Source organism: Flavobacterium branchiophilum FL-15, assembly GCF_000253275.1.
GTDB classification, from domain to species: Bacteria; Bacteroidota; Bacteroidia; order Flavobacteriales; family Flavobacteriaceae; genus Flavobacterium; species Flavobacterium branchiophilum.
Genome location: NC_016001.1, coordinates 215,533 through 240,067 on the forward strand (window position 1 = coordinate 215,533; position 24,535 = coordinate 240,067).

Sequence of the window (24,535 nt, forward strand, 5' to 3'; positions counted from 1 at the left end):
GGTTTAAAAATTTTTTGCAAAAATCCAATATTTTAAACTAACGTATGTTAAGTTAATGTTAAGAACTAAATAACATTTAACATATTTTTAAGTAAATTACCTTTTTTTAAGATTTTGCTAGTCTATGTTTGATTAAGACGTTAAAAGTATTTGGAGGAATAACATTCAAAGGTTTTTCTTATTTTTTATAAAAATTATTATGATCTATATATTCCCAAACTTTTTCTGATAAAAGGGGCTGTACATTAAAACCTTTTTGAATGTTGTTTCTGATCCATGTTGATGAAATTTCTACTTTTGGAGCCGCTATTTTTACGACATTCGTCAATGGTATTGTACTATTTTCTATTGCCGATCCAACTCTTGGATACACATAAATGGTGTAGTTTTTTACAATAAATTCATAATTTTTCCACTTGTGTAAACTGTCTAAATTGTCTTCGCCCATTATCAAAGCAAATTCATGTTGTGGGTATTTGTCGGCCAAATGAGCCAATGTATTGACTGTATAATTGGGTTGCGAAAGTTTAAATTCTATGTCTGAAGGGCGTAATTTTGGATAGTTTATTGTTGCAATTCGCACCATTTCAAGGCGACTGTAATTGTCCAATAACGTTTGCTTGTTTTTTAGTGGGTTATGTGGTGTTACTACCAGCCATATTTGTTCTAAATCGCTGTGTTCTGCCAAATGATTAGCAATAATCAAGTGCCCGATATGGATGGGGTTGAAGGAACCAAAATAAAGTCCTATTTTCATGAGGCTTTTTACTTTTTAGGGTTGCAAATTATTTTTTTACACAAATTTTAAAGCTAAAAATACTTTATGTCAAATTGAAAATTTTCTTAAAATGATGCTATTTCAAATTTTTATCTGTGGTTTGTGGCAATACAATAGGCAAAACAAATTGTGTGTTTACTGGGATTCCCCGTTTTATTGCAGGGCTAATCTTTGGAAAATCAGTTAATTTGATAGCCAAAACACTATCTGTTTTTTGTCGCATCACTTGGGTCGTGTCTTTTGGAAACTGACTTTCAAATTTGAGCTTGGAAGTTGCAAAAACAGTTACTTTTATTTTTAATGTATCCGCAGTTGCATATATAACGCTCAAGGAATCTGTCCCAATTTTATCCTGAATATTTTGAGTTAAAAACTCAAAAAAACAAGCTTTTTGTTGGTTGCTTTCAGTAACAGTTTCACAGGCAACAATAGAAGGTAATTTATCAACTTTTTTCCAATCAATTTCTTTCATCCTTTTGTCTAACAATTCTTGTTCTGTTGGTGCTTTTTTATCTAAATACTGGCAAGCAATTAATAAAAAGGGTATAACCGAAAATAGTATTTTTTTCATTTGACAATGTAATTTTATGATAAAGTCTTTTTTTAAATAATTTCCAAAATGAAGTTTAGTTTCCATAAAATAAGGTGCAAATTTACATAATTTATCATGAAAAACAGCACCAATAAGGTCTAATATAAAAAAATGCTTTTTTTTGTAAAGTTATTATTTTATAACTACAACCACAACTTTAAATTTTCTGAATGTTTGGAGCCTTATTATTTTATAACTGTCCGTAACTCATACCAAATAGGCTTGTTTTAATTTGTATTGCACTATCAACGGGCCTTCATAAAAGGGAAAGTCCTATTTTTTTTGAAAGAATATTTTTTTAGTATCAAAATAAGAATTTGTATTAGTAGTTTTTTATATATATTTGCAACAAAATTATTATTTAAAAATATATCATCAATTATGGCTTTTTGCCTTTCAAAACATACCAATAACAACAAATGATAACATTAATTGCTACGATAGGGTTAGGTGTTTTATGCCTTTTATTAGAGATTTTAGATTTTAGAAAAATTATAATTCCTATTACAATAATAGGCCTTTTGGGTATATTAGGATTCAATGCAATAGATTTATGGAGCATTGCTGCAGATTTTAATCAGTACAATAATCCAAAATATCATAATATGATCATGGTTGATGGGTTTTCAACCGGCTTTTCTACATTGTTTGTTCTTATCACTATTTTTTTAGTAGCATTAAGCCAGCCATTTTATGAAAATCACCAATCCAAACTTTCAGATTATATTGCTATAAAAATATTTTTGCTTTCAGGAGCCATTGCCATGGTGTCATTTGGTAATTTGGCCATGTTTTTTCTAGGTATAGAAGTTTTGTCCATCTCGCTTTATGTTTTGGCAGCTAGCAATCGCAATCAAATCAAAAGTAACGAAGCAGGAATGAAGTATTTTTTGATGGGATCCTTTGCCTCGGGTATTATCCTATTTGGAATATGTTTGATTTATGGTGCCATTGGAAGTTTTGATGTAGTAGAAATTAGCGAATTGGCACAAGGAACAGGACTTCCTGTTTGGTTTCCAATAGGTATTTCGATGATTACTATTGGAATGTTATTTAAAATTGCTGCGGTTCCTTTCCATTTTTGGGCTCCAGATGTGTACGAAGGAGCACCATCTTTGACAACTGCCACTATGAGTACGCTAGCCAAAGTAGTTGCTGTGGCTACTTTATATAAACTACTTACTGTTTTGCATGCCGATTTGACAGATGGTTTCAAAATAGTCATTTCGGTGGTATCTGTTGCATCCATGACAGTAGGCAACATTATGGCACTTAAACAAGCCAATGTAAAAAGAATGTTAGCCTTTTCGGGTATTTCACATGCAGGATTTATGTTAATGGCTTTCTTAAATTTACAAAACGCTGCACCTAGCTTATTATATTATACGGCAGCTTATGCACTGGCCGGAATAGCAGCATTTAGTGTTTTACTATATGTTTGTAAAAATAGAAATAATGAAGACCTTGTCAATTTTCAAGGACTAGGATCTACCAATCCATTGTTGGCAATAGTGCTTACAAGTGCGTTGTTGTCTATGGCAGGAATACCAATATTTGCGGGTTTTTTTGCTAAGTTGGCCTTGTTTAATCAAACCATACAATCTGGATATTTGATTGTAGTTATAGCAGCTGTTATCAACTCTATTATAAGTGTTGGTTATTATTTTAAACTAATTTTAGTAATGTACACCAAAGAGGCAAACGAAACCCGAACAGGAACTCCAATTGTTTTATATACAGTAGCCCTAGTATCGATAGTATTAAATTTGTTGTTAGGCCTTTTTCCTTCAATTGTTTTAAACTTGTTACATTAATTTAACCATCCATTGTTATAAAATGGCTCTTGTATTAAAAACACATAGATGATATTCTATACGAATAAACAAGATGTAACCCTATTCCTAATAGCAATTAATGACTTAATTATCTATTAAAATTATAAAATTCTATGACTAAAACCATCCAAGTAAATTTGATGGTTTTTTTTGTTTTATATTTAAAAATCATTAACTTTGAACCAATTAATACAAAAAAAAATGAGTGGTACATTAAACAAAGTTATGCTAATTGGTCATTTGGGCGAGGATGTCAAATTACATTATTTCGAAAATGGCAATTGCATAGGCAGATTCCCGTTGGCAACAAATGAAACATTTACCAATAAATTAACCAACGAACGCACAACGGTAACCGAATGGCATAATTTAGTAGTACGAAATAAAGATGCTGAAATTTGCGAAAAATACCTTTCAAAAGGAGATAAAATTTATGTAGAAGGCCGAATCAAAACCCGCCAATGGCAAACCGAAGACGGAACTGTCAAATATACATCAGAAATACAAGTACGTGAATTTACATTTTTAACATCAAAAAAAGAAAGTGAAGCAAGGGCAGAATCCAAAAAAAACACTACTTTTGACAACGCTAACGTACCAAAACCAGAAAACGATTTGCCGTTTTAATTGTTGAACTAAATTTTATCCAGTTGGACCCAGAACCCAGTTTTATTACAACGCCCTATTTTGATGTCAATTTAATCATTGGATTGCTAGGCATTGTTGTTTTGCTTTTTTGTTCAGCTCTTGTTTCTGCTGCAGAAATAGCATTGTTTTCGTTGTCGCCAAAAGATTTGGAAAAAGCTCAAGAACTAGATCCTTTCAAAGCTCAAACCATTCACAAACTTTTATCAAAACCCAAAAAATTATTGGCCACCATTTTAGTTACCTATAATTTTATGAATATTGGGGTGGTGATGCTTTTTTCATTTATTGCCGAAGTGCTTTTTGTTACCATTACGCCATATTGGTTGCGTTTTTTGATAGAAGTAGTTGTAGTAACCTTTCTGATTTTGCTTTTTGCAGAGGTATTACCCAAAATTTATGCCAGCAGAAACAACCTCAAATTCTCTTTTTTTATAGCCACACCACTCTCCATTTTGGACCAAGTTTTAACACCAATTAGCTTGCCCATGAGGGCCACAACAGTTTTTTTGACAGATCAATTGGGTAAACAAAAAACCAATTTTTCTGTAGATCAACTGTCTCAAGCCTTGGAGCTTACATCTACGGCTGAAACATCGCCAAAGGAACAAAAAATTCTCGAAGGAATTGTTAGTTTTGGCAATACTGATACCAAACAAGTGATGAGTCCTAGAATAGATATTTTTGGACTTGAAATATCTAGTAGTTTTGCCGAAATATGCGAACAAATTATTGCAAAAGGCTATTCAAGAATTCCAGTATATCAAGATAATATAGATAATATTAAAGGAGTATTGTTTGTAAAAGACGTATTGCCTTATATAGACCAACAACATTTTGATTGGAAGTCTTTACTTAGAGAGCCCTTTTTTGTTCCAGAAAACAAAAAACTCGATAATTTGCTCAAAGATTTTCAAACCATGAAAAACCATTTGGCCATAGTTGTAGATGAGTATGGCGGCACCTCGGGTTTGGTTTCATTAGAAGATGTTATCGAAGAAATTGTTGGCGATATTAGCGATGAGTTTGATGACGATCCAATAAATTATACCAAAATTGATGCTCATAATTTTGTGTTTGAAGGAAAAATCAACCTTAAAGATTTTTATAGAATCATCGATTGCGACGAAACCCCTTTTGAAACACACAAAGGCGAAGCAGAAACATTAGCTGGATTTATACTTGAAATTTTGGGTAATTTTCCCAAAAAAGACCAAAAAATTAGCTTTCATAACTATATATTTACCATATTGGTACTTGATAATAAAAGAATCAAAGAAATTAAAATAACAATTGAAAATACTTTGAAATAAATGAAAAATAGCGTCCTTATAATCCTAATATTTGTCTTGATGCCCCCTTTATTTACAGCTTGTCAAAAGGAAAAACTCCCAAAGCCTACGGGATATTTAAGATTGGATTATCCAAAAGCCCAATATGTACATTTTGAAAACCATTGTCCCTTTACATTTGATATGAATAGCGAGGCGATTATCAAAGAAAAGTCAAACTGCAATTTGGAAATAACCTATCCCAAAATGAAAGCAACATTATATTTGAGCTACAAACCCGTTAATCAAAACATCAAATTGTTATTAAAAGATGCTCAAAAATTGACTTACGAACACGTAATTAAGGCCGACGATATATTAGAGCAACCCTATTTGAATCCAACCAAAAAAGTGTACGGTATGTTTTATCAGGTCAATGGAAATGCGGCCACCAATGCCCAGTTTTATGTAACGGACAGTACCAAACACTTTGTAGATTGTGCTGTTTATTTTTATGCAAAACCCCATTTTGACTCTATCATGCCTGCCGCAAACTATATTAAAAACGATATGCAAACGATCATCGAAACATTGCGTTGGAAATAAAACCTAACAATTTGATTTTAAATTTTTTACAACATTTATTTAAACCATTAGTGCAGATAACAATATATCAGGCTCTCGTTTTTAAATAGATACCACATCATACCAAAAATATACATCTTCGTATAATGACTAGATAGGATTTTAAAAAAAATATTTAATACCAAATATATTTATAAAATAGTCCAAAGATGCATAGTTATTTTTTAGAAAAAATTTTCAAAAAAAATCGTTGCATTGCTGGGCTACGGGACTATTTTTTTTTGAATAATTTTAGCAAAAAAGAACAAGTAGATTGGACTATTTTATATGTATATTTGGTATAAAATAAACACTTAACGTTTAATGAAAATTATCAAAATAAAAAGAACGCTATGAAAATGATTTTTATAAAAAAATAAAATAAGATTGATTTTATCGGTACTTTTAGCATTATGTCTTTAAAACAAATAAAATCTAAAATTAGCAACAAAAAAATTGTCGGATTGTAGTTTTAATTTATATATCTTTGCACGTAAAAATAATATGAATACTAACCCCTTATAAAATTATGGGATTTTTTGATTTTATGACCGAAGATATTGCGATAGACCTCGGTACAGCCAATACTTTAATTATTCACAACGACAAAGTTGTTATTGATAGCCCGTCTATTGTAGCTCGAAATCGAGAAACGGGAGCCATAATTGCTGTTGGTAAAGAAGCCAACTTGATGCAAGGAAAAACCCATCAAAATATTAAAACCATCCGACCATTGAAAGACGGGGTAATTGCCGATTTTGATGCCTCGGAACAAATGATAAAAATGCTTATCAAAAGCATACCCGCTTTACAAAAAAAGATGTTCCAACCCGCACTTCGAATGGTAGTTTGTATTCCATCTGGGATAACCGAAGTAGAAATGCGAGCCGTAAAAGAATCGTGTGAGCGTGTAAATGGGAAAGAAGTATATTTGATACATGAGCCCATGGCTGCCGCAATTGGTATTGGAATCGATATCATGCAACCCAAAGGCAATATGATAGTAGATATTGGAGGCGGAACAACGGAAATAGCTGTAATAGCATTAGGAGGTATCGTGTGTGATAAGTCTGTAAAAATTGCGGGCGATGTGTTTACAAATGATATTGTATATTACATGCGAACACAACACAACTTATTTGTTGGTGAAAGTACAGCCGAAAAAATTAAAATAGAAATTGGTGCCGCCATCGAAGATTTGGACTCGCCACCAGAAGATATGTCTGTTCAAGGACGAGATTTGCTAACCGGCAAACCCAAACAGGTTGATGTTTCGTCGAGAGAAATTGCAAAAGCATTGGATAAATCGATTCAAAGAGTTGAAGATGCTATTTTAGAAACCTTATCCCAAACACCACCAGAATTGGCAGCCGATATTTACAATACAGGTATTTATTTAGCCGGTGGAGGCTCGATGTTGAGAGGTTTAGATAAACGAATTTCGTTAAAAACAGATTTACCTGTCTATATTGCCGAAGATCCATTAAGAGCCGTTGTGAGAGGTACAGGAATTGCCTTAAAAGGTTTAGCCAAATTTAAAAATATTCTAATTAAATAATTTTCAAATAACAATGGGTTATTTTATCATTTAGATTGAACAAAGATGCAGCAAATAGTAAATTTTTTAATTAAAAACAGTAATAACTTACTGTTTTTGTTGCTATTAAGTACTGGCTTGGGTTTTACCATTCAATCTCATTCCTATCATAAAAGTAAAATAATCAGTTCGGCCAATTTTGTAAGTGGAAATGTGTATAACGAATTGAGCAAACTAAACGAATACTTAAGTCTTCGTGGTCAAAACCAGGCACTTGCTGCAGAAAACGCCCGATTGAAAATGCTGTTGTTTAATAAGAAAGATACTGTTGTACCCATTATCAACCCAAATTTAAGTGGCTTTCATCATACAGATGTTATTTTGGCCAAGGTTATTAATAATTCTTATACCCGACAAGAAAATTATTTGACCTTGAATGTAGGACAAAAAATTGGTGTCAAAACCGATATGGGAGTTGTAAACGACCAAGGCATTGTTGGAATCATCGAAAATACATCTGCTAATTTTGCAACTGTACAAAGTATTTTGAACGTCAATTCTAAAATAAATGCCAAGTTAAAAAAATCAAATCACTTTGGCACATTAACTTGGAATGGTGAAAATACAGGTTTTGTACAATTAGTGGATATTCCAAGATTGGCCTCTGTAAAAAAAGGCGACACCATTGTTACGGGCGAACAATCAGATATTTTTCCTGAAAATGTCAATATTGGTATAGTAGAAAAATTATATACAGATGATGAAACCAATTATTTTACATTAGATATCAAATTGTTTAATGATATGACCAATTTAGGACATGTATATGTAATAAAAAAAGCAGTAAGTTTAGAAAAAAAATCATTAGAAGCCAAGACTACTAAAAATGAATAGTACTGTATTACATAATATGGCCCGTTTTGTGCTGCTTCTTGCCGTGCAACAAGTGATTTGTAGTCGTTTAAATTTGGGCGGTTTTTTAAATCCATATCCCTATATTTTATTCATTATCTTATATCCAGTAAATAGCAATCGGAATGGCCTTTTATTGGCAAGTTTTGCTTTAGGTGTTTTTATGGATTTGTTTTCAAATTCAGGAGGGGTTCATGCATCAGCTTGTCTTGTATTAGCCTATATTAGACCATGGTTGTTTAAAGCCGCATTTGGATTGAGTTATGAATATCAAACCGTTAGGCTCAACGATGTCCTTTCGCCCGAAAGATTTTCATTTATTCTTTTAGCTGTAATGATACACCACTTGGTGTTTTTTATATTAGAATTGTTTAGCTTTTATTTGCTTTGGGAGCTGTTTTACAAAACAATATTGACTGCTGCATTTACAATAATAATAAATATATGTATTATTTATTTAATAAAGCCAAATAAGAGATGAGAAAAATGTTACTACCCGCTATTGTTATTGGAGCTGCGGTATTGCTTTTGATTAGAATTTTTTATTTACAAATTATTGATGATTCTTTTAAACTAAAATCGGAAAATAATGCCATAAAAATCAATTATAATTACCCTGAACGTGGCTATATTTATGACCGTTATGGCAAATTGCTTGTTGCCAATCAGCCTTCTTATGATATTATGGTAACTCCAAGATATGTAAAGGAAATAGACACTTTAGAATTGTGTAATTTGTTGCATATTACAAAACAAGATTTTTTGCGAAAGCTGGAAAAAGCCAAAACGTATAGTCCCATGTTGCGTTCGGTATTTTTGCCACAATTGAACAAACAAGAGTATGCAGCTTTTCAAGAAAAAGCTCGAAAATTTTCAGGATTTGAAATTCAAAAGCGTTCATTAAGAGATTATCAAGTGGCTGTTGGGGCCAATGTTTTTGGATTCATTACGCAAGTAAACGAACGAATTATTTCCAAACAACCCTACTATAAAAGTGGCGATTTGATTGGAAAACAAGGTGTTGAAGAAAGTTATGAAGAAATTTTGAGAGGTGTAAAAGGCGTTAAATACCTTCAAAAAGACAAATACAACCGAGAAATAGGATCTTATAAAGAGGGCAAGTTTGATACCGTTGCCGTGCAAGGAAAAGACATCAAACTTACGATTGATATTGAATTGCAAAAATATGGCGAAGCTCTTATGAAAAATAAAAGAGGCGGTATAGTAGCCATAGACCCCAAGTCGGGCGAAATATTGGCTCTTGTAACAGCTCCTTCTTATAACCCAGCTTTACTTGTAGGACGAGAAAGGTCCAAAAATTACACCATGTTGTATAACGATTCGTTGGCAAAACCAACATACGATCGTGGACTTTTGGCAGAGTATCCACCAGGGTCGCCCTTCAAAATCCTTACAGGGCTTGTGGCACTTCAGGAGCAAGTAATCGATGAAGAAACAACATTTTTTTGCCACCACGGAATTGGCTTGGGTAGAGGTCATTTTATGAAATGTCATGGAGGTTCTGGTCCACACCAATTGCACAATGGTATTTATAGGTCATGCAATGCTTATTTTGCAAATGCTTATTTGCGAACTATTGGCAAATATAAAGCACCAAAAGCTGTTGATATATGGAGCAATCATGTAAAAAGTTTTGGTTTAGGTCAATTTATGGGATATGATTTGCCAACCGGTAGAAAAGGGCATGTGCCAGATGCCACTTATTATAAAAAAGTGTATCCAAACGGAGGTTGGGGCGGAACTACTATTGTTTCAAATTCTATCGGCCAGGGCGAAATTTTGACTACACCTATACAATTGGCCAATATGATTGCTACTGTAGCCAACAAAGGTTATTATTATACACCTCATATTATTAAAAATATTGAAGGACAATTGATCGACATAAAATTCAGAACCAAACACCAAACAAGTATTGATCCAAAATATTTTGATCCCGTAATTTCTGGTTTGTTCGATGTATATAACCACGGAACAGCTCACGGACTTGGAGTGCCTGGTATTAATATATGTGGAAAAACAGGAACTGCAGAAAATTATGCCAAAATTTATGGACGACGTGTAAAATTACAAGACCATTCTATCTTTGTAGCATTTGCACCCATGGAAAATCCAAAAATTGCCATTGCCGTTTTTGTTGAAAATGGAGGGTTTGGAGCCAATATTGCTGGGCCAATTGTGAGTTTAATGATAGAAAAATACATCAAAAAGAAAATAACCCTTACCAGATTAGAGCAACGCATGTTCAATACCAGTTTGCAACCACTTTATAACCGTTATGAAAATAAACCAACCGATACTATAAAAAAAGAAACTACTAAACCATTAGTACCAAAAAACACAAGCCCTGAAACAAAACCCGCAGTAAAACCTGCCGATAAGCCCAAACCTAATACCGTAGATGCCGAATTAGATTTAGGGAATCCATAACACCAAAACGACACCTAGTTTGTACTCTTAAAAATTATTGACCATACAAAAATTAAAAGTTCATGAGAAATCAAAATGTTATTGGTAATATTGATTGGATTTGTGTATCCATTTATTTTGTATTGGTCATCATGGGATGGATGAATATCTTTTCGTCCACCTTAACTACGCCTTTAGAAGAAACTTTTATCTTCGATTTGTCGGAGTTGTATGGCAAGCAATTGATGTTTATTTTACTTTCTATACCCATAATTTTGATGGTGCTGTTTGTAGAATCTCGTTTTTATGAAAAATATACCAGTATCCTTTATGTAGTTTCTTTATTATCATTACTAGGCCTTTTTGTTTTTGGCAAAACCATTGCCGGACAAAGATGTTGGTATGGGATTGGTAGTTTTACTTTGCAGCCCTCAGAATTTGCAAAAGCAGCAACCGCATTAGCATTAGCAAAATATTTGAGCGATGTCCAAATCAATTTAAAAAAATTGGACAGCCAAATCAAAGCTTTGGCAATTGTATTTTTGCCCGTATTACTCATATTGCCCCAGCCAGATCCAGGAAGCGCTATGATCTATTTTGTTTTCTTTTTTGTATTGTACAGAGAAGGTTTGCCCACTTGGTATTTGCAAATAGGTTTTTTAGCCATCCTATTATTCGTATGTGCTTTGGTTTTTCAGCCTATTTATATTTCGCTGGCGGTATTGCTATTGTTGATTATCCATTATGTCAAAAGCCGTAAAATCAACAGAAATCTCATTTTTAGTTCCATATTATTATTTTCAGTAACCAGCTATGTATTTTCGGTTGATTATGTGTTTAACCATGTTTTCAAACAACACCATCGAGACCGTTTCAATATTTTATTGGGCAAAGCAGTCGATATGAAAGGAATTGGTTACAATACCAATCAATCAAAAATAGCAGTAGGCTCTGGAGGCTGGTTTGGCAAAGGATACCTTGAAGGCACACAAACCAAAGGCGGTTTTGTACCAGAGCAGCATACAGATTATATCTTTACAACTGTTGGCGAAGAGTGGGGTTTTTTTGGTTGTGTACTTGTTATTGGCTTATTTGTAGTGCTAATTATTAGAATATTATACTTAGCCGAACGACAACAAACCAAATTTAGTAGGGTATATGGCTATTGTGTTGCGGGCATTTTATTTATACACACCTTTGTAAATATCGCCATGGTTTTGGGTATTTTCCCAACTGTTGGAGTTCCATTGCCGTTTTTTTCCTACGGTGGATCTGGCTTATGGGGCTTTACTATTTTGTTGTTCATTTTTTTGAAAATGGATGCTAAAAAAATATTTTAAGGCTCAATTCTAAATAAAGCACCCAATCAATAGCGTATATTTTGGGCGTTACCACAAGGGTCGGGCTATCCGTTGCAATCTTTTTTTGGGCGGGCACGGGCAGAAAAAGCCCGCACCCTCCCAAAAAAAGGATTTCCACTGCTATCCCTAACGCAAAATGCGGTAATATTAGCAATCAGCTAGTTTTATAGGTATATTTGGTATTAATTTATTTTAGCATTTTGTTTTGCACTATACATTGTTTTTATCAATGTAATGTTTTATATAGTAACTAATTAGTAGTAAATCAGCAGACACTGTATAGATTTTTTTTCCAAAACATAAAAGCACTAGTTACCGATAGGCATAAAGCTTAAAATAATCAATAATGCTTTTTTTTACTTAAAAATTTGTAACTTTTTCAGATTCTTACGTACAAATAGAAAAAAGTATTTCGTATGTACAAAAAATTACTTTATCTCGAGTGGAAATCTTTTAGCAGGTCGGCTTCTTTTACTAAAAATGTAGCTTACAGTATTTTTTTAATCTGTATGGCTTTTGTGTATGGTGCATTGCTGCTTTTGATGGGAATAGGGGCTTATTATGCCCTAAAACAAAATGGGTTAAACCCCTTATTTATGGTTAATAAATATTTGATTTATTATCTTTTGGTCGATTTAGTGTTTCGTTTTGGTTTACAAAAAATGCCCGTTGTGCATATCAAACAATTACTAACATTGCCTTTCAATAAAAACGGTATTGTTCATTATGCCATTGGCAAAACCATGGTGTCGTTTTTCAATTGGTTACATGCTTTGTTTTTTATTCCATTTTCTATTGTTCTAATTGTAGAGGGGTATGCCGTAGGGCAAGTTTTGGCTTGGCATTTGGCTATTATGGCCATTATCTATTGCTTGAATTTTATAAATATTTTATTAGACAACAGTACCACTTTTCTAACATATTGTTTCGCTGTTGTGGCTACCCTTGTGGCATTGGAATATTATCAAGTGTTTGTTATTTCAAATTATACTCAAGTTTTTTTTGATGCTCTTTTTAACCAATTCGGATTGTTTTTGTTGCCTTTAGGCTTGGCTGTTTTCTTGTATCGATACACCTTTCGTTTTTACAAAAAAGAATTGTATTTAGATGCGGGTTTAGCAACAAAAGTAGCCAATGCAACTACCGAAAACATGAAATGGCTGGACCAATTTGGACATTTGGGTACATTTTTGAAAAATGATATTCGATTGATCAAACGCAATAAACGGTCCAAAACAACCGTCATGATGAGCATTTTGTTTTTGTTTTATGGCATCCTATTTTTTAGAGAAAACGCCAACCAACCTCAAATTATGCACATTTTTGCAGGCCTCTTTGTTTCTGGTGGTTTTTTGTTTACTTTCGGACAGTTTGTTCCAAGCTGGGATAGTCAGCATTATTCGTTTATGATGACACAAAACATTCCTTATCGAGCCTATCTAACCTCAAAATGGTGGCTTATTGTTATAGCAACTACATTCAGTACGATAGTTGCCTCGGGATATATCTATTTTGGCATGCATGCTTATTGGTGTATAGTTGCGGGAGCTATCTACAATATTGGTATCAACTCACATCTTGTGCTTTTTGCGGGTGCCTATACTAAAACGCCTATCGATTTGGCTGCAGCTAAAGGGGCTTTTGGCGACAAAAAAGCTTTTAATGTACAAACCTTGCTCATCTCTATACCAAAAATGTTAATTCCCATACTGTTGTATGCCTTGGGCTTGTATTTATTTGATGCAAACACAGGTTTATTGTTAGTGGCATTTGCTGGAATATTAGGTTTTGCACTTAGAAATAGGGTTTTTACTCAAATTGAAAAAGTGTACCAATCAGAAAAATATAGTACAATTAGTGCTTATAAAAAATCATAATGCCGCTACAACAAGTCGTTTGTGTCAATAAAAGACTAAAAAAAAGTTTAATAAATTCAATAATTAATTTCCATTTTTAAAAAAACATTAATCCATTCAAACTACAAATTGATGATACAGATACAAAATTTAACCAAAACATACAACGGTACTACGGTATTGAATATAGCACAATTAGAAATAAAAAAAGGAGAAAGCTTTGGGCTTGTAGGTAATAATGGTGCGGGAAAAACTACATTTTTTAGTCTTCTTTTGGATCTTATCAAACCCACAACAGGACATATCATTAACAACAATGTTAAGGTAGCTATTTCAGAAGATTGGAAGCCATTTACTACTTCTTTTTTAGACGAAAGTTTTTTAATTAATTACCTTACTCCCGAAGAGTATTTTTATTTTGTGGGCGAATTAAGAGGCATGACAAAATCTGATGTTGATACTGATTTGAATCAATTTCAAGATTTTTTTAACAACGAAATATTAAATAGCAAAAAATATATTCGCGATTTTTCTAAAGGCAATATGAAAAAAATAGGTATTGTAGCCACATTATTGGGCAAACCAGAAGTGGTTGTGCTTGATGAACCTTTTGCAAATTTGGATCCTTCGACCCAATTTAGATTAAAAAAAATCATCAAAGACTTGGCCGACAATCCCAATATTACCGTTTTAGTATCTAGCCATGATTTGACTCATACCGTAGAAGTTTCAAACAGAATTGTAGCCCTCAACAAAGGCGTTATTGTAAAAGACATCCAAACTACTTCGGAAACGTTAGCAGAATTAGAACAATTTTTTGCGGTATAACTATTGATAGTCAATTGTTTATACGAAAATAATACCAAATATATTTATAAAATAGTCCAAAGATGCGTAGTTATTTTTTAGAGAAAATTTTCAAAAAAAATCGTTGCATAGCTGGGCTACGGAACTATTTTTTTTGGATAATTTTAGCAAAAAAGAACAAGTAGATTGGACTATTTTATATGTATATTTGGTATAATGTTTTGATATCGGTTTGACATTACAAGAGGGTGGCCTAAAAGTATAAAAAAATCAACTTTTTTGGCCACCCTTTATCTGTAAATATATTTTGTATTTGCTTTATTTGTAGTATTTACATTTAAAAATTTATTTATTTTTCAAATAATAATCCAATAAAAAAGCAGTCGAATGGTCATGTGCATTTATTTTACCTGTTTCAATTTCGGACAAAATAGAGTTGGCTAATTGTTTGCCAAGTTCTACACCCCATTGGTCATAACTAAAAATATTCCAAATGATACCCTGAACAAATATTTTATGCTCATACATAGCAATCAAAGCTCCTAAAGTACTTGGTGTTAGTTGTTGAATTAAAATAGTGTTTGTAGGTTTGTTTCCCTCAAAAATTTTGAAAGGTGTCAAAAAAGCTGCTTTGCCAGTAGCAAAATCATTTTTAGAAAATTCTGCTTGAACTTGATCATAATTTTTGCCATTGAGCAAGGCTTCGGTTTGAGCAAAAAAGTTAGACATCAGTTTGTTGTGGTGGTCTTCATTACCATATAACGATTTTACAAATCCAATAAAATCAGACGGAATCAGCTTTGTCCCTTGATGGATCAATTGAAAAAAAGCATGTTGCGAGTTGCTGCCAGGCTCTCCCCAAACAATAGTTCCTGTTTGATAAGTTACAGCATTGCCATTCCTATCAATGCTTTTGCCATTGCTTTCCATAATTCCTTGTTGCAAATAAGGAGCCAACTTTTGAAGGTACTGCGTATAAGGAATAATGGCTTCACTTTCTGCTCCAAAAAAGTTGTTATACCAAACACTGATTAAGGCCAAAACTACGGGTATGTTGTGATCGAATGGGGTGTTTTTAAAATGTTGGTCCATTTTATGAGCACCGCTCAATAAATTGTCAAATTGATTGTAACCAATAGCCAAACTTATTGTAAGACCAACGGCACTCCACAACGAAAAGCGTCCGCCAACCCAATCCCACATTGGGAAAATATGATCGGGGTGAATTCCAAATAAAGTTACATTTTGAATATTAGTTGATACCGCCACAAAATGTTTGGCAACATCTTCTGGCGAAGCTTTTTGCAAAAACCATTTTTTTATGGTTTCAGAGTTTGTTAAAGTTTCTTGAGTTGTAAACGTTTTAGAAACAATAACAAACAAAGTGGTTTCTGGATTTAAGTTTTTGATAATTTCCTGTGCATGATCACCGTCTATATTTGAAACAAAATGAACATTCAAATGATTTTTATAAAATTGCAAAGCCTCGACAACCATTGCAGGCCCTAAATCAGATCCTCCAATTCCAATATTCACTACATCAGTAAAATTTTGATTGGTATATCCTTTTTTATTTCCAAGAATAATATCGTCTGAAAATTGTTTCATTTTAGCTTTTACGGCCGCAATTTCCAAAAGTACATTTTGATTATCTACCATAACGGCTTCGGCTTCGGTACTTCGCAAAGCCGTATGCAAAACAGCCCTGTTTTCGGTTTTATTGATAATTCCGCCTTCAAAATATTGGTCTATGGCCTCTTTGAGCTGTACTTCCTTTGTCAAATCCAGCAAATGTTGCATGGTTTTGCTGTTTATAATATTTTTGGAATAATCTATCAAAAAATCATCCCATTGGATGTGGAATTTTGATGATCTGTCGGGGTCGCTTGCAAACATTTCCTTCATTGAAATAGTTTTCATTTCCTGAAAATGCTGTTCTAATAATTGCCAAGCACTCGTTTGTGTTGGATTGGTGTTTTGTAATGCCATTTTTTAGTTTTTTTATAATAGTTGCTGTATTATGAAATGCAAATTTACAAATTAACTCTTAATGAAACGACATTAAAATCTATTTGCTATAAAAAGTGATTAAAAAAGAGGCTAAAATTGTACTTTTTGAACCAAATCGAAAATCCAAAACCAATCCAAAAACCTTGTGTAAATGGATAATAAAACCATTGCACTACAATACAAAGCACCATCGGGGTAGTTACAATCGGTGGCTAGAAAATGAGGTATAAAAAGTCATCAAAAGGCTGGCAAATGCGGCGATTTAAAGAGGTATTGAATTGGAAAATAAACAGTAAATTACATTTAAAAACAGCTGTATCCTAAGTGCAATTTTAGAATGGCATCATAAAAAAAGGTAACTCGTTGAAAAGCAATAAAAAAAGAAAATAAAAATAGGTTTTGTATTTAAAATAAATAATGTACTTTTGCAGTCCGAATTTCGCATAGTCGAATTTGGAATGGAATGTTTAATTAAAAAAATTTATTGTGAACGCATTAAGCTACAAGACAATTTCAGCAAACAAAGCCACTGTAACAAAAGAGTGGATAGTTGTAGATGCTGAGGGTCATAACTTAGGACGTCTTGCATCAAAAGTCGCTATGATTTTGAGAGGCAAGTACAAGCCAAGCTATACCCCCCACGTGGACTGTGGAGATAACGTAATAGTTATCAACTCAGAAAAAATCAACCTTACAGGTACAAAAATGAATGACAAAATTTACATGCGTCATACAGGTTACCCAGGAGGACAAAGAACTTTGACTGCAAAAGTACTACAAAGCAAAAACCCTGCATTGTTAGTAGAAAAAGCAGTAAAAGGGATGTTGCCAAAAAACAAATTGGGAGCAGAACTTTTTAGAAACCTAAATGTTGTTGTAGGTTCAGAGCACAAACAAGCGGCTCAAAAACCTAGAACTGTTAACCTTAATGATCTTAAGTAATGGGAGTTATTCACAAAATCGGTAGAAGAAAAACCGCTGTTGCACGTGTTTACGTTTCGGAAGGAACAGGAGTAATCACTGTAAACAAAAAAGAATTTGCAACATATTTTCCAACAGCTACCTTACAATACAAAGTATTACAACCAATGTCTATGACAGAAAACGTAAGTAACTTTGATGTAAAAGTAAATGTTTATGGAGGTGGAGCAACAGGTCAGGCAGAAGCTGTTCGTATGGCAATTGCCAGAGCAATGTGTGAAGTTGGCGAAGGAAATAGAGCCATCTTGAAACCACAAGGATTATTAACAAGAGATCCAAGAATGGTTGAACGTAAAAAATTCGGTCAGAAAAAAGCTCGTAAGAGATTTCAATTCTCTAAACGTTAATATTTTCAGCTATTTTATAAAGGTTTTAAACCTTTTAAAAAGCAATTTAAAAAATTTAAAAACAATGTTGTTGTTGCCTACCGAGGTAGGAATTAGTTTAGCATCTAAATGAAACCGGGGTTAAAAAGTTTGAAACATCAAAATTTTTAAAACATCAAATCCAAAACGGAACATTGCTAATCAACAGAACGTAAACTAAGTAAAAAAAATGTCAAACAAAGTTGAAGTAAAAGAATTACTAGACGCAGGTGTTCACTTTGGACACATGACTAGAAAATGGGATCCAAATATGGCTCCTTACATCTATATGGAGCGTAATGGAATACACATTATCAATCTATATAAAACTGCAGCAAAAATTGAAGAAGCCAACGAAGCTTTGAAAAAAATTGCTGCATCTGGTAGAAAAATATTATTTGTTGCTACCAAAAAACAAGCCAAAGACATTGTAGCTGAAAAAGCAAAAGCTGCAAACATGCCTTATATTACAGAAAGATGGCCTGGCGGAATGCTTACCAATTTTGTAACTATCAGAAAAGCCGTTAAAAAAATGTCTTCTATTGATAAAATGAAAAAAGATGGTACATTCAACACACTTTCTAAAAAAGAACGTTTACAAGTAGATCGTCTTAGAGCAAAATTAGAGAAAAATTTAGGTTCAATTGCAGACATGTCAAGATTGCCAGCTGCATTGTTCGTTGTAGATATTAAAGCTGAGCATATTGCAGTAAAAGAAGCACAAAAATTAAACATTCCAGTTTTCGCTATGGTAGATACAAACTCTGACCCACGTGAGGTAGATTATGTAATTCCAGCCAATGATGATGCTTCAAAATCAATCGACAAAATTTTATCTCTTGTAACAGCTGCCGTAATTGACGGACTTTCTAACAGAAATGCTGATGCAAAAGAAACTGAAACAGTAGCCGAAGTAGCAACTGAAGCTCCTGCAACAGAAGAATAAATCAAACAAATTTAAAGATTGAAAGATTTAAGTTTTGAAAAACTACGGCCTTTAAATGGAGTTTTGTTTTTTAAATTTTTAAATTTTTCAATCTTTTAATCTTTAAATTAAATTATAAAAAATATGGCAACAATTACTGCTGCAGACGTTAATAAATTAAGAACAATCACAGGTGCAGGAATGATGGACTGCAAAAAAGCTTTGGTTGAAGCAGAAGGAGATTTTGATTTGGCAATCGAAAACTTACGTAAAAAAGGACAAAAAGTAGCCGCTAACCGCTCAGACAGAGAATCTACTGAAGGTGCTGTTATTGCAGCTGTAAATGCTGATAAAACTGTTGGAGTTGTAGTGTCTTTGAACTGCGAAACAGACTTTGTTGGAAAAAACGAAGGATTCGTAAAATTAGCTACTGATTTTGCTGCTTTAGCTTTGAACTTTGACACTAAAGAAGCTTTTTTGGCTGCCGACTACAACGGTATTACAGTAGCCGAAAAGTTAATCGAGCAAACTGGTGTTATTGGTGAAAAAATCGAAATTGGAGCTTTTGAAAGATTAGAAGGTGCTTTTATTGGTTCGTACATCCATGCTGGAAACAAAATTGCAACGCTTACGGCCCTATCAAAAAACATAGAAGGAGCAGACGAAGTAGCCAAAAACATTTCGATGCAAGCCGCTGCAATGGCACCAATTGCTTTGAATGAAGATGGTGTAGATGCTGAAACTATTGCTAAAGAAATCGAAATTGCTAAAGACGTTCTACGTCAGGAAGGTAAACCAGAAGCGATGTTAGACAATATTGCTAAAGGTAAATTAGCCCGTTTCTTTAAAGACAATACATTAGTAAACCAAGATTATATTAAAGACAACAAATTGAGCGTTGCGGCTTATGCCAAAACATTAGACAAAGATTTAGTTGTTACTGGATTTAGAAGAGCTGCGTTAGGCTAATCAAATACCAAAACCATTTTAAATAAAACCATTTCATACCTTTTGAAATGGTTTTATTTTTTTACTAAACATTTCAATAAAATTATACCGTTAGTTTGTACTTTAGTTTACAATCTGTCTAATAAATTTGGTACACAGTAGGCCTTTGGAGCCTTTGTAAGTAGCAATTATATTACTAACTTTGTGGGCAAGGTATTATGACCCAAGGATTAGTATTTGGGCGAGTGTGGATCCGTATCAATTTGATGGCACTTATTGGAACGGAGACCATAACGGCGGTTTTTATAACCAATTTAATTTTAATACTTATGGGTATTGTTATCAGAATCCAGTAAGACTAATTGATCCAAATGGTAAACAAACAGATGTTGTAAATAGAAATGTTATTTTCTCTGTAGACAAAGATGTTCAAATTGACAAGAGTTTAAGAGGTAGAGAAAGATTAGATGCAATCAGTCATGTTAGGGTAAATCAAAATATTATTAATTCTGCAAAGAATCAAAAACTTGAAACAGGAACATTTCATGTTTATGGTCATGGATGGGATGGATACTTTGCTGTTTTTGATTATCCTGGTACTAGGTCTGGATCTTATACGGGAGTTTATAATTCTGAGAATTTAAAAAGTTGGTTTAGTAAATATAAATTTGATTCTTCTATTTTAGATAAAGAAAACAATATTTTAATTTTCCATAGTTGTAAGTCAGGAGAAGAACAAATAGGAATAGCGTTAAAAATATCTAAAGAAAAACAAAATATCATTACAGTAGGTGTTTCAGGCCCTGTGTTGTATTCTAAAAATGGTGAAATTGGAACGGCAAGCAATGGGAGGAAGTAAAAAAGAGAAGTGGAATGTGTTTAAAGGAGGAAAAAAAATACACTCCTTTAATTGGGATTGGAAGCCAAATAAAAATGACATCATGAAATTATTTAAGAAATAAAAGTTATGAAAAGTATAAAAAAAAATGTTTTATTTTATTTTTTAATATTAATTTTATTTAATAGTTGTAAAAAAAGCACTGTAATAAATTTTGACGAAGTTTATTATTATAAATATTTTTTCAATGTAAGAAGTGAGGTGACAAGTCCAAGAGCGACAAAATTCATGAATATATGTAATAATGATACTGTTTTTGATAAAAAAGATTACTTAAATCTCCAGCATTTTGGATTTAAAGGAAAGAGAATAAATAATCAGATTATATATGAATTAAATTCTATTTTTGTAAATAAAAAAGAGTTGGTTAAAGAGGATTATAAATGTCTAAATGCTTATTGTGATATTTTAGTTTTTTTAAGACAAAAACAAATAGTTGGTGTAGCTAAATTTGATTTTAAATGTAACAATTGTATGTATAATAATTTTGATAATGAAATTGACAACGTGTTTATCAAGAATAATTGTTCAGATTTTGAAAAAATATTTAAAAAAGCATATGAAGAAGGAGATAATATCCCCGCTGTTGCACTAACCCTTTCGGGCAGTGGTATTTAAATGAATAAAGAAACATTAAAACAAACAGTTCATAACTAAGTACTCCTTGCTCCCCCTTCGGGGGTTGGGGGGGGCTTTGGAAGTTCCAATTATATTACTAACTTTGTGGGCGAAGTTTCGCAACACAGCGAGTACTTTGCCTTTGGGGAAACTTTCATTGAAGAGCATAAAAATAGCCATAACTCACCGTATAAGTTTAACGGCAAGGAGCTGGATGAGGAAAGCGGTTTGTATTATTATGGGGCGAGGTATTATGATGCGAGGATAAGTATTTGGGCGAGTGTGGATCCGTTGGCAGACTTTAACCCAGTGATGAATGACCAATTTTATTATGATGGTCAGCATAATGACGGATTATATAATTCTTTTAACCATAGTTCTTATACTTATTGTTACTTAAACCCTGTAAGACTAGTTGATCCTGATGGCAAACAAGTTGAATCTGAATATCTAGGTAGTTGGAGTACCAGAAGTTCCTTTGCAAATGGGATGATTGATGGAATGTTGAATAATATTCCTGGATTGGGTACTGCAAATGAAGCTTGGAAGTTAACAACAAATTCAGAGTATAGAGCTCAAGTAATGGGAGTTATTAAGCAAATTGCTGCTAATCCAATTGCTTTTTTAGAGAAAGTAGCCAAAGATAAAATTGAGGCTTATAAAGCGGTATTAAGTGGTGGCGGAACAGACCAACAAAGATATGATGTTGGGAATGATATAGGAGGTATCTTACCAGGGTTGATTGCTGGTGGAGTAATGGTAAAATTACTCAAGGACATAGAGAAACATGGAGCGAAGGCCGCCCTTAAAAACACAATAAAACAATTGTGCTTTGTGACAGGAACTTTAGTATTAACTTCAAACGGAATAAAAAAGATTGAAGTAATACAAGTTGGGGATAAAGTATGGTCGTTTAATGAGCAAACGGGTGAAGTAGAACTCAAAGAAGTAGTTTCGTTATCGCAAAACACAGCCAAAGAGCTAATTGAAATTTCAGTTGGTAACGAAAAAATTGTTTGCACACCAGAATATCCTTTCTATGTTTCCAACAACTGGGTTGAAGCCAAAGATTTAAAAGTTGGGGATAAACTTACATTAAAAGATGGTTCTTTTGTACTTATTACTGCTTTAAAGCAACTGGATAAAACCGAAAAAGTCTATAACTTTGAAGTAGCACAAAATCACAACTATTATGTTTCTGAACTTGGGGTTTTGGTGCAAAATGATTGTGGATTTTTAGCAATAAAATTTAAAGAAATAAATAAAGGAATTCAAGATGTGTTAGCAGGAAAGGGTAAACCCAGAGTTGATGGTAATGGAGTTCAAAAAAGTGTTTTAAAATAGAAAAAATACTACAAAGTAAAGAAAATGGGCAGGAGCAAAAGAATTTGAAGTTGAAGGACCAGCAGGAAATACTTATAGAATTTTAGAAAGACCCAATGCTGATGGTACAAAAACTTATGGTTATACAACAGATCATTATAATACAATTCATGAATTTAAAAAATCCAATTGATGATCAAAATAGAAGTAAAGTCCGAAGGAGTTAATTTATTTACAACAGATGACATATTAATAATAGCTAAAAATTATACTCTTTCTCATGATGTATTTTTCAACAATGAAGATTCATTAGCAAAATGCTTAGAGAATATAGAAATTATAGAAATTGATATTTATTTTACCAATGCAAAAGGTATAGATTGTCTGTTATATAATTTTTCTTTTATTATTGAAGATTTTATTCAAAATAAAAATGGTTTTTTTGGAAATTTAATTATTGATGAGTTAGTTAGTTATGATCAATATGTCATTAACTTTATGAGTAAATGGACAAATTTGAGTATAAATTGGGAAAAATTAAACACAGATGAAAAAAAAGCATACTTATTATGTTGCTTTTATTGGTCTGGGATACCAAAAAAAGTCAATGTCAAAGATTTAATAATTGATGCAAGTCAAATTTATGAAGAATATGATATTTACTATTATTTATCAAAAAATTTTGGGCAACATTTTTATTTTGGGCAATCAATTGAAAGTTTTGAGGATTGTATGTGTGAACTAAATTATCCTTTAATATCTATAACTAATAGTAACCTATTAAAAGAAAGATTGGATATGGAATATTTTAATTTTTTCATGGAAATTATTAAAGTGAAGCCAAAGATTTAATAGTTGGCGATAAACTAACATTAAAAGATGGTTCTTTTGTACTTATTACTGCTTTAAAGCAACTGGATAAAACCGAAAAAGTTTATAACTTTGAAGTTGCAGGAAATCACAACTATTATGTTTCTGAACTTGGGGTTTTAGTTCACAATGCATGTTTTAAAGATTTCAATCAAGCAAGAAATGCTGCCCTAAAATGGCTTCAAGAAAAAGGTGATTTTAAAGCAGAAGTAGAGGTTATAGGTAAGTTTGGAACTAGTAAAGGCAAAGTTATTGGTATGATGTCTAAAGATGGGAAGACTGGATTTCGAGTAGAATATGATGGAAGAAATGGGGCTCACATTAATGTGTGGAATGGTAAAGAAAAAGGTCCGCATATAACATTTGAAGGAACTGAAAAAGAGGTAAATAATATTATTAAGAATTATATCAAGCAAAGATAATGACAGAATATGATAAAGAACTTTTTGAAAAATTGAAAGATTTAGTAGATAATAAAATTATAAAAATTCATGAGAGTAATGAATTTGTCTTTAAAATATTGGAAAGTAATTATCCTATGGGATTTTCAGGAATAGAATGGAATGAAAATTATTATATAGAAAATCTAATCAACACAAAAATAGATTCTATATTTAATATACTATCGAATAATAAACTTAAAAACAATGAAAAAGTTTATGTTTTTGGAGATGGTTTAACAGATTTTTGCTATGAAATGAAGTTTGAAACATTCAAAGATTATTCATTTCTATTTTTAGAAATACCTCAAAACTTTTTTCTTTATTTTAAAGATACTCAAAAGTGCTTAAATATAACATTTGCAAATGAAATTTTTTTTGGATAAAACCCCGACCGCTCGGATATGTCTAACGGTCGATAGTGCGGAAATGCTTTCCGTGCCCACAAAGAGAATAAAACCAAAAACCACAACCCTAAAAAGTTGTGGTTTTAAAAAAAGTTCCTTGAA

At 32.6% G+C, this 24,535-nt stretch carries 24 protein-coding genes and 1 pseudogene; 22 read left to right on the plus strand and 3 right to left on the minus strand.

From position 1 onward, the window contains the following. Positions 1-178: 178 nt before the first annotated feature. Both nadD and FBFL15_RS00960 read right to left on the minus strand, forming a co-directional pair. Positions 179-757 carry a nicotinate (nicotinamide) nucleotide adenylyltransferase gene (gene nadD, locus FBFL15_RS00955; protein ID WP_014082815.1) on the minus strand — a complete coding sequence of 193 codons (579 nt, stop codon included), beginning with the start codon at positions 755-757 and terminating at the stop codon, positions 179-181. A gap of 97 nt (positions 758-854) precedes the next feature. Further along, positions 855-1,349 carry a hypothetical protein gene (locus FBFL15_RS00960; RefSeq protein WP_014082816.1) on the minus strand — a complete coding sequence of 165 codons (495 nt, stop codon included), beginning with the start codon at positions 1,347-1,349 and terminating at the stop codon, positions 855-857. Positions 1,350-1,789: 440 nt separating this feature from the next. Here FBFL15_RS00960 and FBFL15_RS00965 point away from each other — a divergent pair, with 440 nt between their 5' ends. The 11 genes from FBFL15_RS00965 (at position 1,790) to FBFL15_RS01015 (ending at position 14,669) form a co-directional block, all read left to right on the plus strand. After that, positions 1,790-3,184 carry an NADH-quinone oxidoreductase subunit N gene (locus FBFL15_RS00965; protein ID WP_014082817.1) on the plus strand — a complete coding sequence of 465 codons (1,395 nt, stop codon included), beginning with the start codon at positions 1,790-1,792 and terminating at the stop codon, positions 3,182-3,184. Between the two features lie 222 nt (positions 3,185-3,406). After that, entirely contained in the window at positions 3,407-3,832 is a 426-nt protein-coding gene (locus FBFL15_RS00970) for a single-stranded DNA-binding protein (RefSeq protein WP_014082818.1), read from the plus strand. A gap of 23 nt (positions 3,833-3,855) precedes the next feature. Continuing rightward, on the plus strand, positions 3,856-5,163 hold the full coding sequence (locus FBFL15_RS00975; protein WP_014082819.1) for a gliding motility-associated protein GldE: 1,308 nt from the start codon (positions 3,856-3,858) through the stop codon (positions 5,161-5,163). Further along, positions 5,164-5,727 carry a gliding motility lipoprotein GldD gene (gene gldD / locus FBFL15_RS00980; RefSeq protein WP_014082820.1) on the plus strand — a complete coding sequence of 188 codons (564 nt, stop codon included), beginning with the start codon at positions 5,164-5,166 and terminating at the stop codon, positions 5,725-5,727. A 547-nt stretch (positions 5,728-6,274) separates the two neighbouring features. After that, on the plus strand, positions 6,275-7,303 hold the full coding sequence (locus FBFL15_RS00985; RefSeq protein ID WP_014082821.1) for a rod shape-determining protein: 1,029 nt from the start codon (positions 6,275-6,277) through the stop codon (positions 7,301-7,303). Positions 7,304-7,348: 45 nt separating this feature from the next. Next, on the plus strand, positions 7,349-8,176 hold the full coding sequence (gene mreC, locus FBFL15_RS00990) for a rod shape-determining protein MreC (protein WP_014082822.1): 828 nt from the start codon (positions 7,349-7,351) through the stop codon (positions 8,174-8,176). Continuing rightward, positions 8,169-8,675, plus strand: coding sequence for a hypothetical protein (locus tag FBFL15_RS00995; RefSeq protein ID WP_014082823.1), 507 nt, complete (start codon positions 8,169-8,171; stop codon positions 8,673-8,675). Before mreC ends, FBFL15_RS00995 begins: the two co-directional genes overlap by 8 nt. Further along, the gene (gene mrdA, locus FBFL15_RS01000; RefSeq protein WP_044031975.1) at positions 8,672-10,645 is read left to right on the plus strand and encodes a penicillin-binding protein 2; all 1,974 of its coding nucleotides are present in this window, start codon (positions 8,672-8,674) and stop codon (positions 10,643-10,645) included. The genes FBFL15_RS00995 and mrdA overlap by 4 nt, the downstream gene beginning before the upstream one ends. A 62-nt stretch (positions 10,646-10,707) precedes the next feature. Then, positions 10,708-11,964 carry a rod shape-determining protein RodA gene (rodA, locus tag FBFL15_RS01005; protein WP_014082825.1) on the plus strand — a complete coding sequence of 419 codons (1,257 nt, stop codon included), beginning with the start codon at positions 10,708-10,710 and terminating at the stop codon, positions 11,962-11,964. Positions 11,965-12,401: 437 nt separating this feature from the next. Beyond that, positions 12,402-13,862 (plus strand): DUF5687 family protein, encoded by a 1,461-nt coding sequence (locus tag FBFL15_RS01010; RefSeq protein ID WP_014082826.1) that lies wholly within the window; start codon positions 12,402-12,404, stop codon positions 13,860-13,862. A 111-nt stretch (positions 13,863-13,973) separates the two neighbouring features. Further along, complete coding sequence (locus tag FBFL15_RS01015) at positions 13,974-14,669, plus strand: ABC transporter ATP-binding protein (RefSeq protein ID WP_014082827.1); 696 nt, start codon at positions 13,974-13,976, stop codon at positions 14,667-14,669. Positions 14,670-14,993: 324 nt separating this feature from the next. Here the strand turns inward: FBFL15_RS01015 and pgi are convergent, their stop codons facing one another. Continuing rightward, complete coding sequence (gene pgi / locus FBFL15_RS01020) at positions 14,994-16,637, minus strand: glucose-6-phosphate isomerase (protein WP_014082828.1); 1,644 nt, start codon at positions 16,635-16,637, stop codon at positions 14,994-14,996. Between the two features lie 507 nt (positions 16,638-17,144). On the opposite strand from pgi, the gene rplM reads away from it, so the two are divergent. The 11 genes and pseudogenes from rplM to FBFL15_RS01065 all read left to right on the plus strand — a co-directional run bounded on the left by rplM (position 17,145) and on the right by FBFL15_RS01065 (position 24,412). Beyond that, on the plus strand, positions 17,145-17,600 hold the full coding sequence (gene rplM, locus FBFL15_RS01025) for a 50S ribosomal protein L13 (RefSeq protein WP_014082829.1): 456 nt from the start codon (positions 17,145-17,147) through the stop codon (positions 17,598-17,600). Continuing rightward, positions 17,600-17,986, plus strand: coding sequence for a 30S ribosomal protein S9 (gene rpsI, locus FBFL15_RS01030; protein ID WP_014082830.1), 387 nt, complete (start codon positions 17,600-17,602; stop codon positions 17,984-17,986). Before rplM ends, rpsI begins: the two co-directional genes overlap by 1 nt. A 208-nt stretch (positions 17,987-18,194) precedes the next feature. Further along, a complete protein-coding gene (gene rpsB / locus FBFL15_RS01035; RefSeq protein ID WP_014082831.1) occupies positions 18,195-18,950 on the plus strand; it encodes a 30S ribosomal protein S2 in 756 nt (251 codons plus the stop codon). A 123-nt stretch (positions 18,951-19,073) separates the two neighbouring features. After that, on the plus strand, positions 19,074-19,898 hold the full coding sequence (tsf, locus tag FBFL15_RS01040; RefSeq protein WP_014082832.1) for a translation elongation factor Ts: 825 nt from the start codon (positions 19,074-19,076) through the stop codon (positions 19,896-19,898). 181 nt (positions 19,899-20,079) lie between these two features. Next, positions 20,080-20,736 (plus strand): RHS repeat-associated core domain-containing protein, encoded by a 657-nt coding sequence (locus FBFL15_RS01045; RefSeq protein ID WP_044031977.1) that lies wholly within the window; start codon positions 20,080-20,082, stop codon positions 20,734-20,736. A 108-nt stretch (positions 20,737-20,844) separates the two neighbouring features. After that, positions 20,845-21,393 carry a hypothetical protein gene (locus tag FBFL15_RS01050; RefSeq protein WP_014082833.1) on the plus strand — a complete coding sequence of 183 codons (549 nt, stop codon included), beginning with the start codon at positions 20,845-20,847 and terminating at the stop codon, positions 21,391-21,393. Between the two features lie 105 nt (positions 21,394-21,498). Further along, positions 21,499-22,737, plus strand: coding sequence for a polymorphic toxin-type HINT domain-containing protein (locus tag FBFL15_RS01055; RefSeq protein ID WP_044031980.1), 1,239 nt, complete (start codon positions 21,499-21,501; stop codon positions 22,735-22,737). A gap of 171 nt (positions 22,738-22,908) precedes the next feature. Continuing rightward, complete coding sequence (locus FBFL15_RS01060; RefSeq protein ID WP_014082834.1) at positions 22,909-23,568, plus strand: hypothetical protein; 660 nt, start codon at positions 22,909-22,911, stop codon at positions 23,566-23,568. Positions 23,569-23,612: 44 nt separating this feature from the next. After that, a pseudogene (locus FBFL15_RS17185) lies at positions 23,613-23,711 on the plus strand (hypothetical protein); the annotation flags it as partial. Between the two features lie 132 nt (positions 23,712-23,843). Further along, positions 23,844-24,008: a hypothetical protein gene (locus FBFL15_RS16730; RefSeq protein WP_158309081.1), complete on the plus strand. Its 165-nt coding sequence runs from the start codon at positions 23,844-23,846 to the stop codon at positions 24,006-24,008. After that, positions 24,008-24,412, plus strand: coding sequence for a hypothetical protein (locus FBFL15_RS01065; RefSeq protein ID WP_014082835.1), 405 nt, complete (start codon positions 24,008-24,010; stop codon positions 24,410-24,412). The genes FBFL15_RS16730 and FBFL15_RS01065 overlap by 1 nt, the downstream gene beginning before the upstream one ends. Positions 24,413-24,535: the final 123 nt, after the last annotated feature.

Coding starts and splice junctions, on each gene's coding strand:
- nadD (WP_014082815.1), bottom strand. CDS start 757: ATGAAAATAGGACTTTATTTTGGTTCCTTCAACCCCATCCATATCGGG.
- FBFL15_RS00960 (WP_014082816.1), bottom strand. CDS start 1,349: ATGAAAAAAATACTATTTTCGGTTATACCCTTTTTATTAATTGCTTGC.
- FBFL15_RS00965 (WP_014082817.1), top strand. CDS start 1,790: ATGATAACATTAATTGCTACGATAGGGTTAGGTGTTTTATGCCTTTTA.
- FBFL15_RS00970 (WP_014082818.1), top strand. CDS start 3,407: ATGAGTGGTACATTAAACAAAGTTATGCTAATTGGTCATTTGGGCGAG.
- gldD (WP_014082820.1), top strand. CDS start 5,164: ATGAAAAATAGCGTCCTTATAATCCTAATATTTGTCTTGATGCCCCCT.
- FBFL15_RS00985 (WP_014082821.1), top strand. CDS start 6,275: ATGGGATTTTTTGATTTTATGACCGAAGATATTGCGATAGACCTCGGT.
- mreC (WP_014082822.1), top strand. CDS start 7,349: ATGCAGCAAATAGTAAATTTTTTAATTAAAAACAGTAATAACTTACTG.
- FBFL15_RS00995 (WP_014082823.1), top strand. CDS start 8,169: ATGAATAGTACTGTATTACATAATATGGCCCGTTTTGTGCTGCTTCTT.
- mrdA (WP_044031975.1), top strand. CDS start 8,672: ATGAGAAAAATGTTACTACCCGCTATTGTTATTGGAGCTGCGGTATTG.
- rodA (WP_014082825.1), top strand. CDS start 10,708: ATGAGAAATCAAAATGTTATTGGTAATATTGATTGGATTTGTGTATCC.
- FBFL15_RS01010 (WP_014082826.1), top strand. CDS start 12,402: ATGTACAAAAAATTACTTTATCTCGAGTGGAAATCTTTTAGCAGGTCG.
- FBFL15_RS01015 (WP_014082827.1), top strand. CDS start 13,974: ATGATACAGATACAAAATTTAACCAAAACATACAACGGTACTACGGTA.
- pgi (WP_014082828.1), bottom strand. CDS start 16,637: ATGGCATTACAAAACACCAATCCAACACAAACGAGTGCTTGGCAATTA.
- rpsI (WP_014082830.1), top strand. CDS start 17,600: ATGGGAGTTATTCACAAAATCGGTAGAAGAAAAACCGCTGTTGCACGT.
- rpsB (WP_014082831.1), top strand. CDS start 18,195: ATGTCAAACAAAGTTGAAGTAAAAGAATTACTAGACGCAGGTGTTCAC.
- tsf (WP_014082832.1), top strand. CDS start 19,074: ATGGCAACAATTACTGCTGCAGACGTTAATAAATTAAGAACAATCACA.
- FBFL15_RS01050 (WP_014082833.1), top strand. CDS start 20,845: ATGAAAAGTATAAAAAAAAATGTTTTATTTTATTTTTTAATATTAATT.
- FBFL15_RS01060 (WP_014082834.1), top strand. CDS start 22,909: ATGATCAAAATAGAAGTAAAGTCCGAAGGAGTTAATTTATTTACAACA.
- FBFL15_RS16730 (WP_158309081.1), top strand. CDS start 23,844: ATGATGTCTAAAGATGGGAAGACTGGATTTCGAGTAGAATATGATGGA.
- FBFL15_RS01065 (WP_014082835.1), top strand. CDS start 24,008: ATGACAGAATATGATAAAGAACTTTTTGAAAAATTGAAAGATTTAGTA.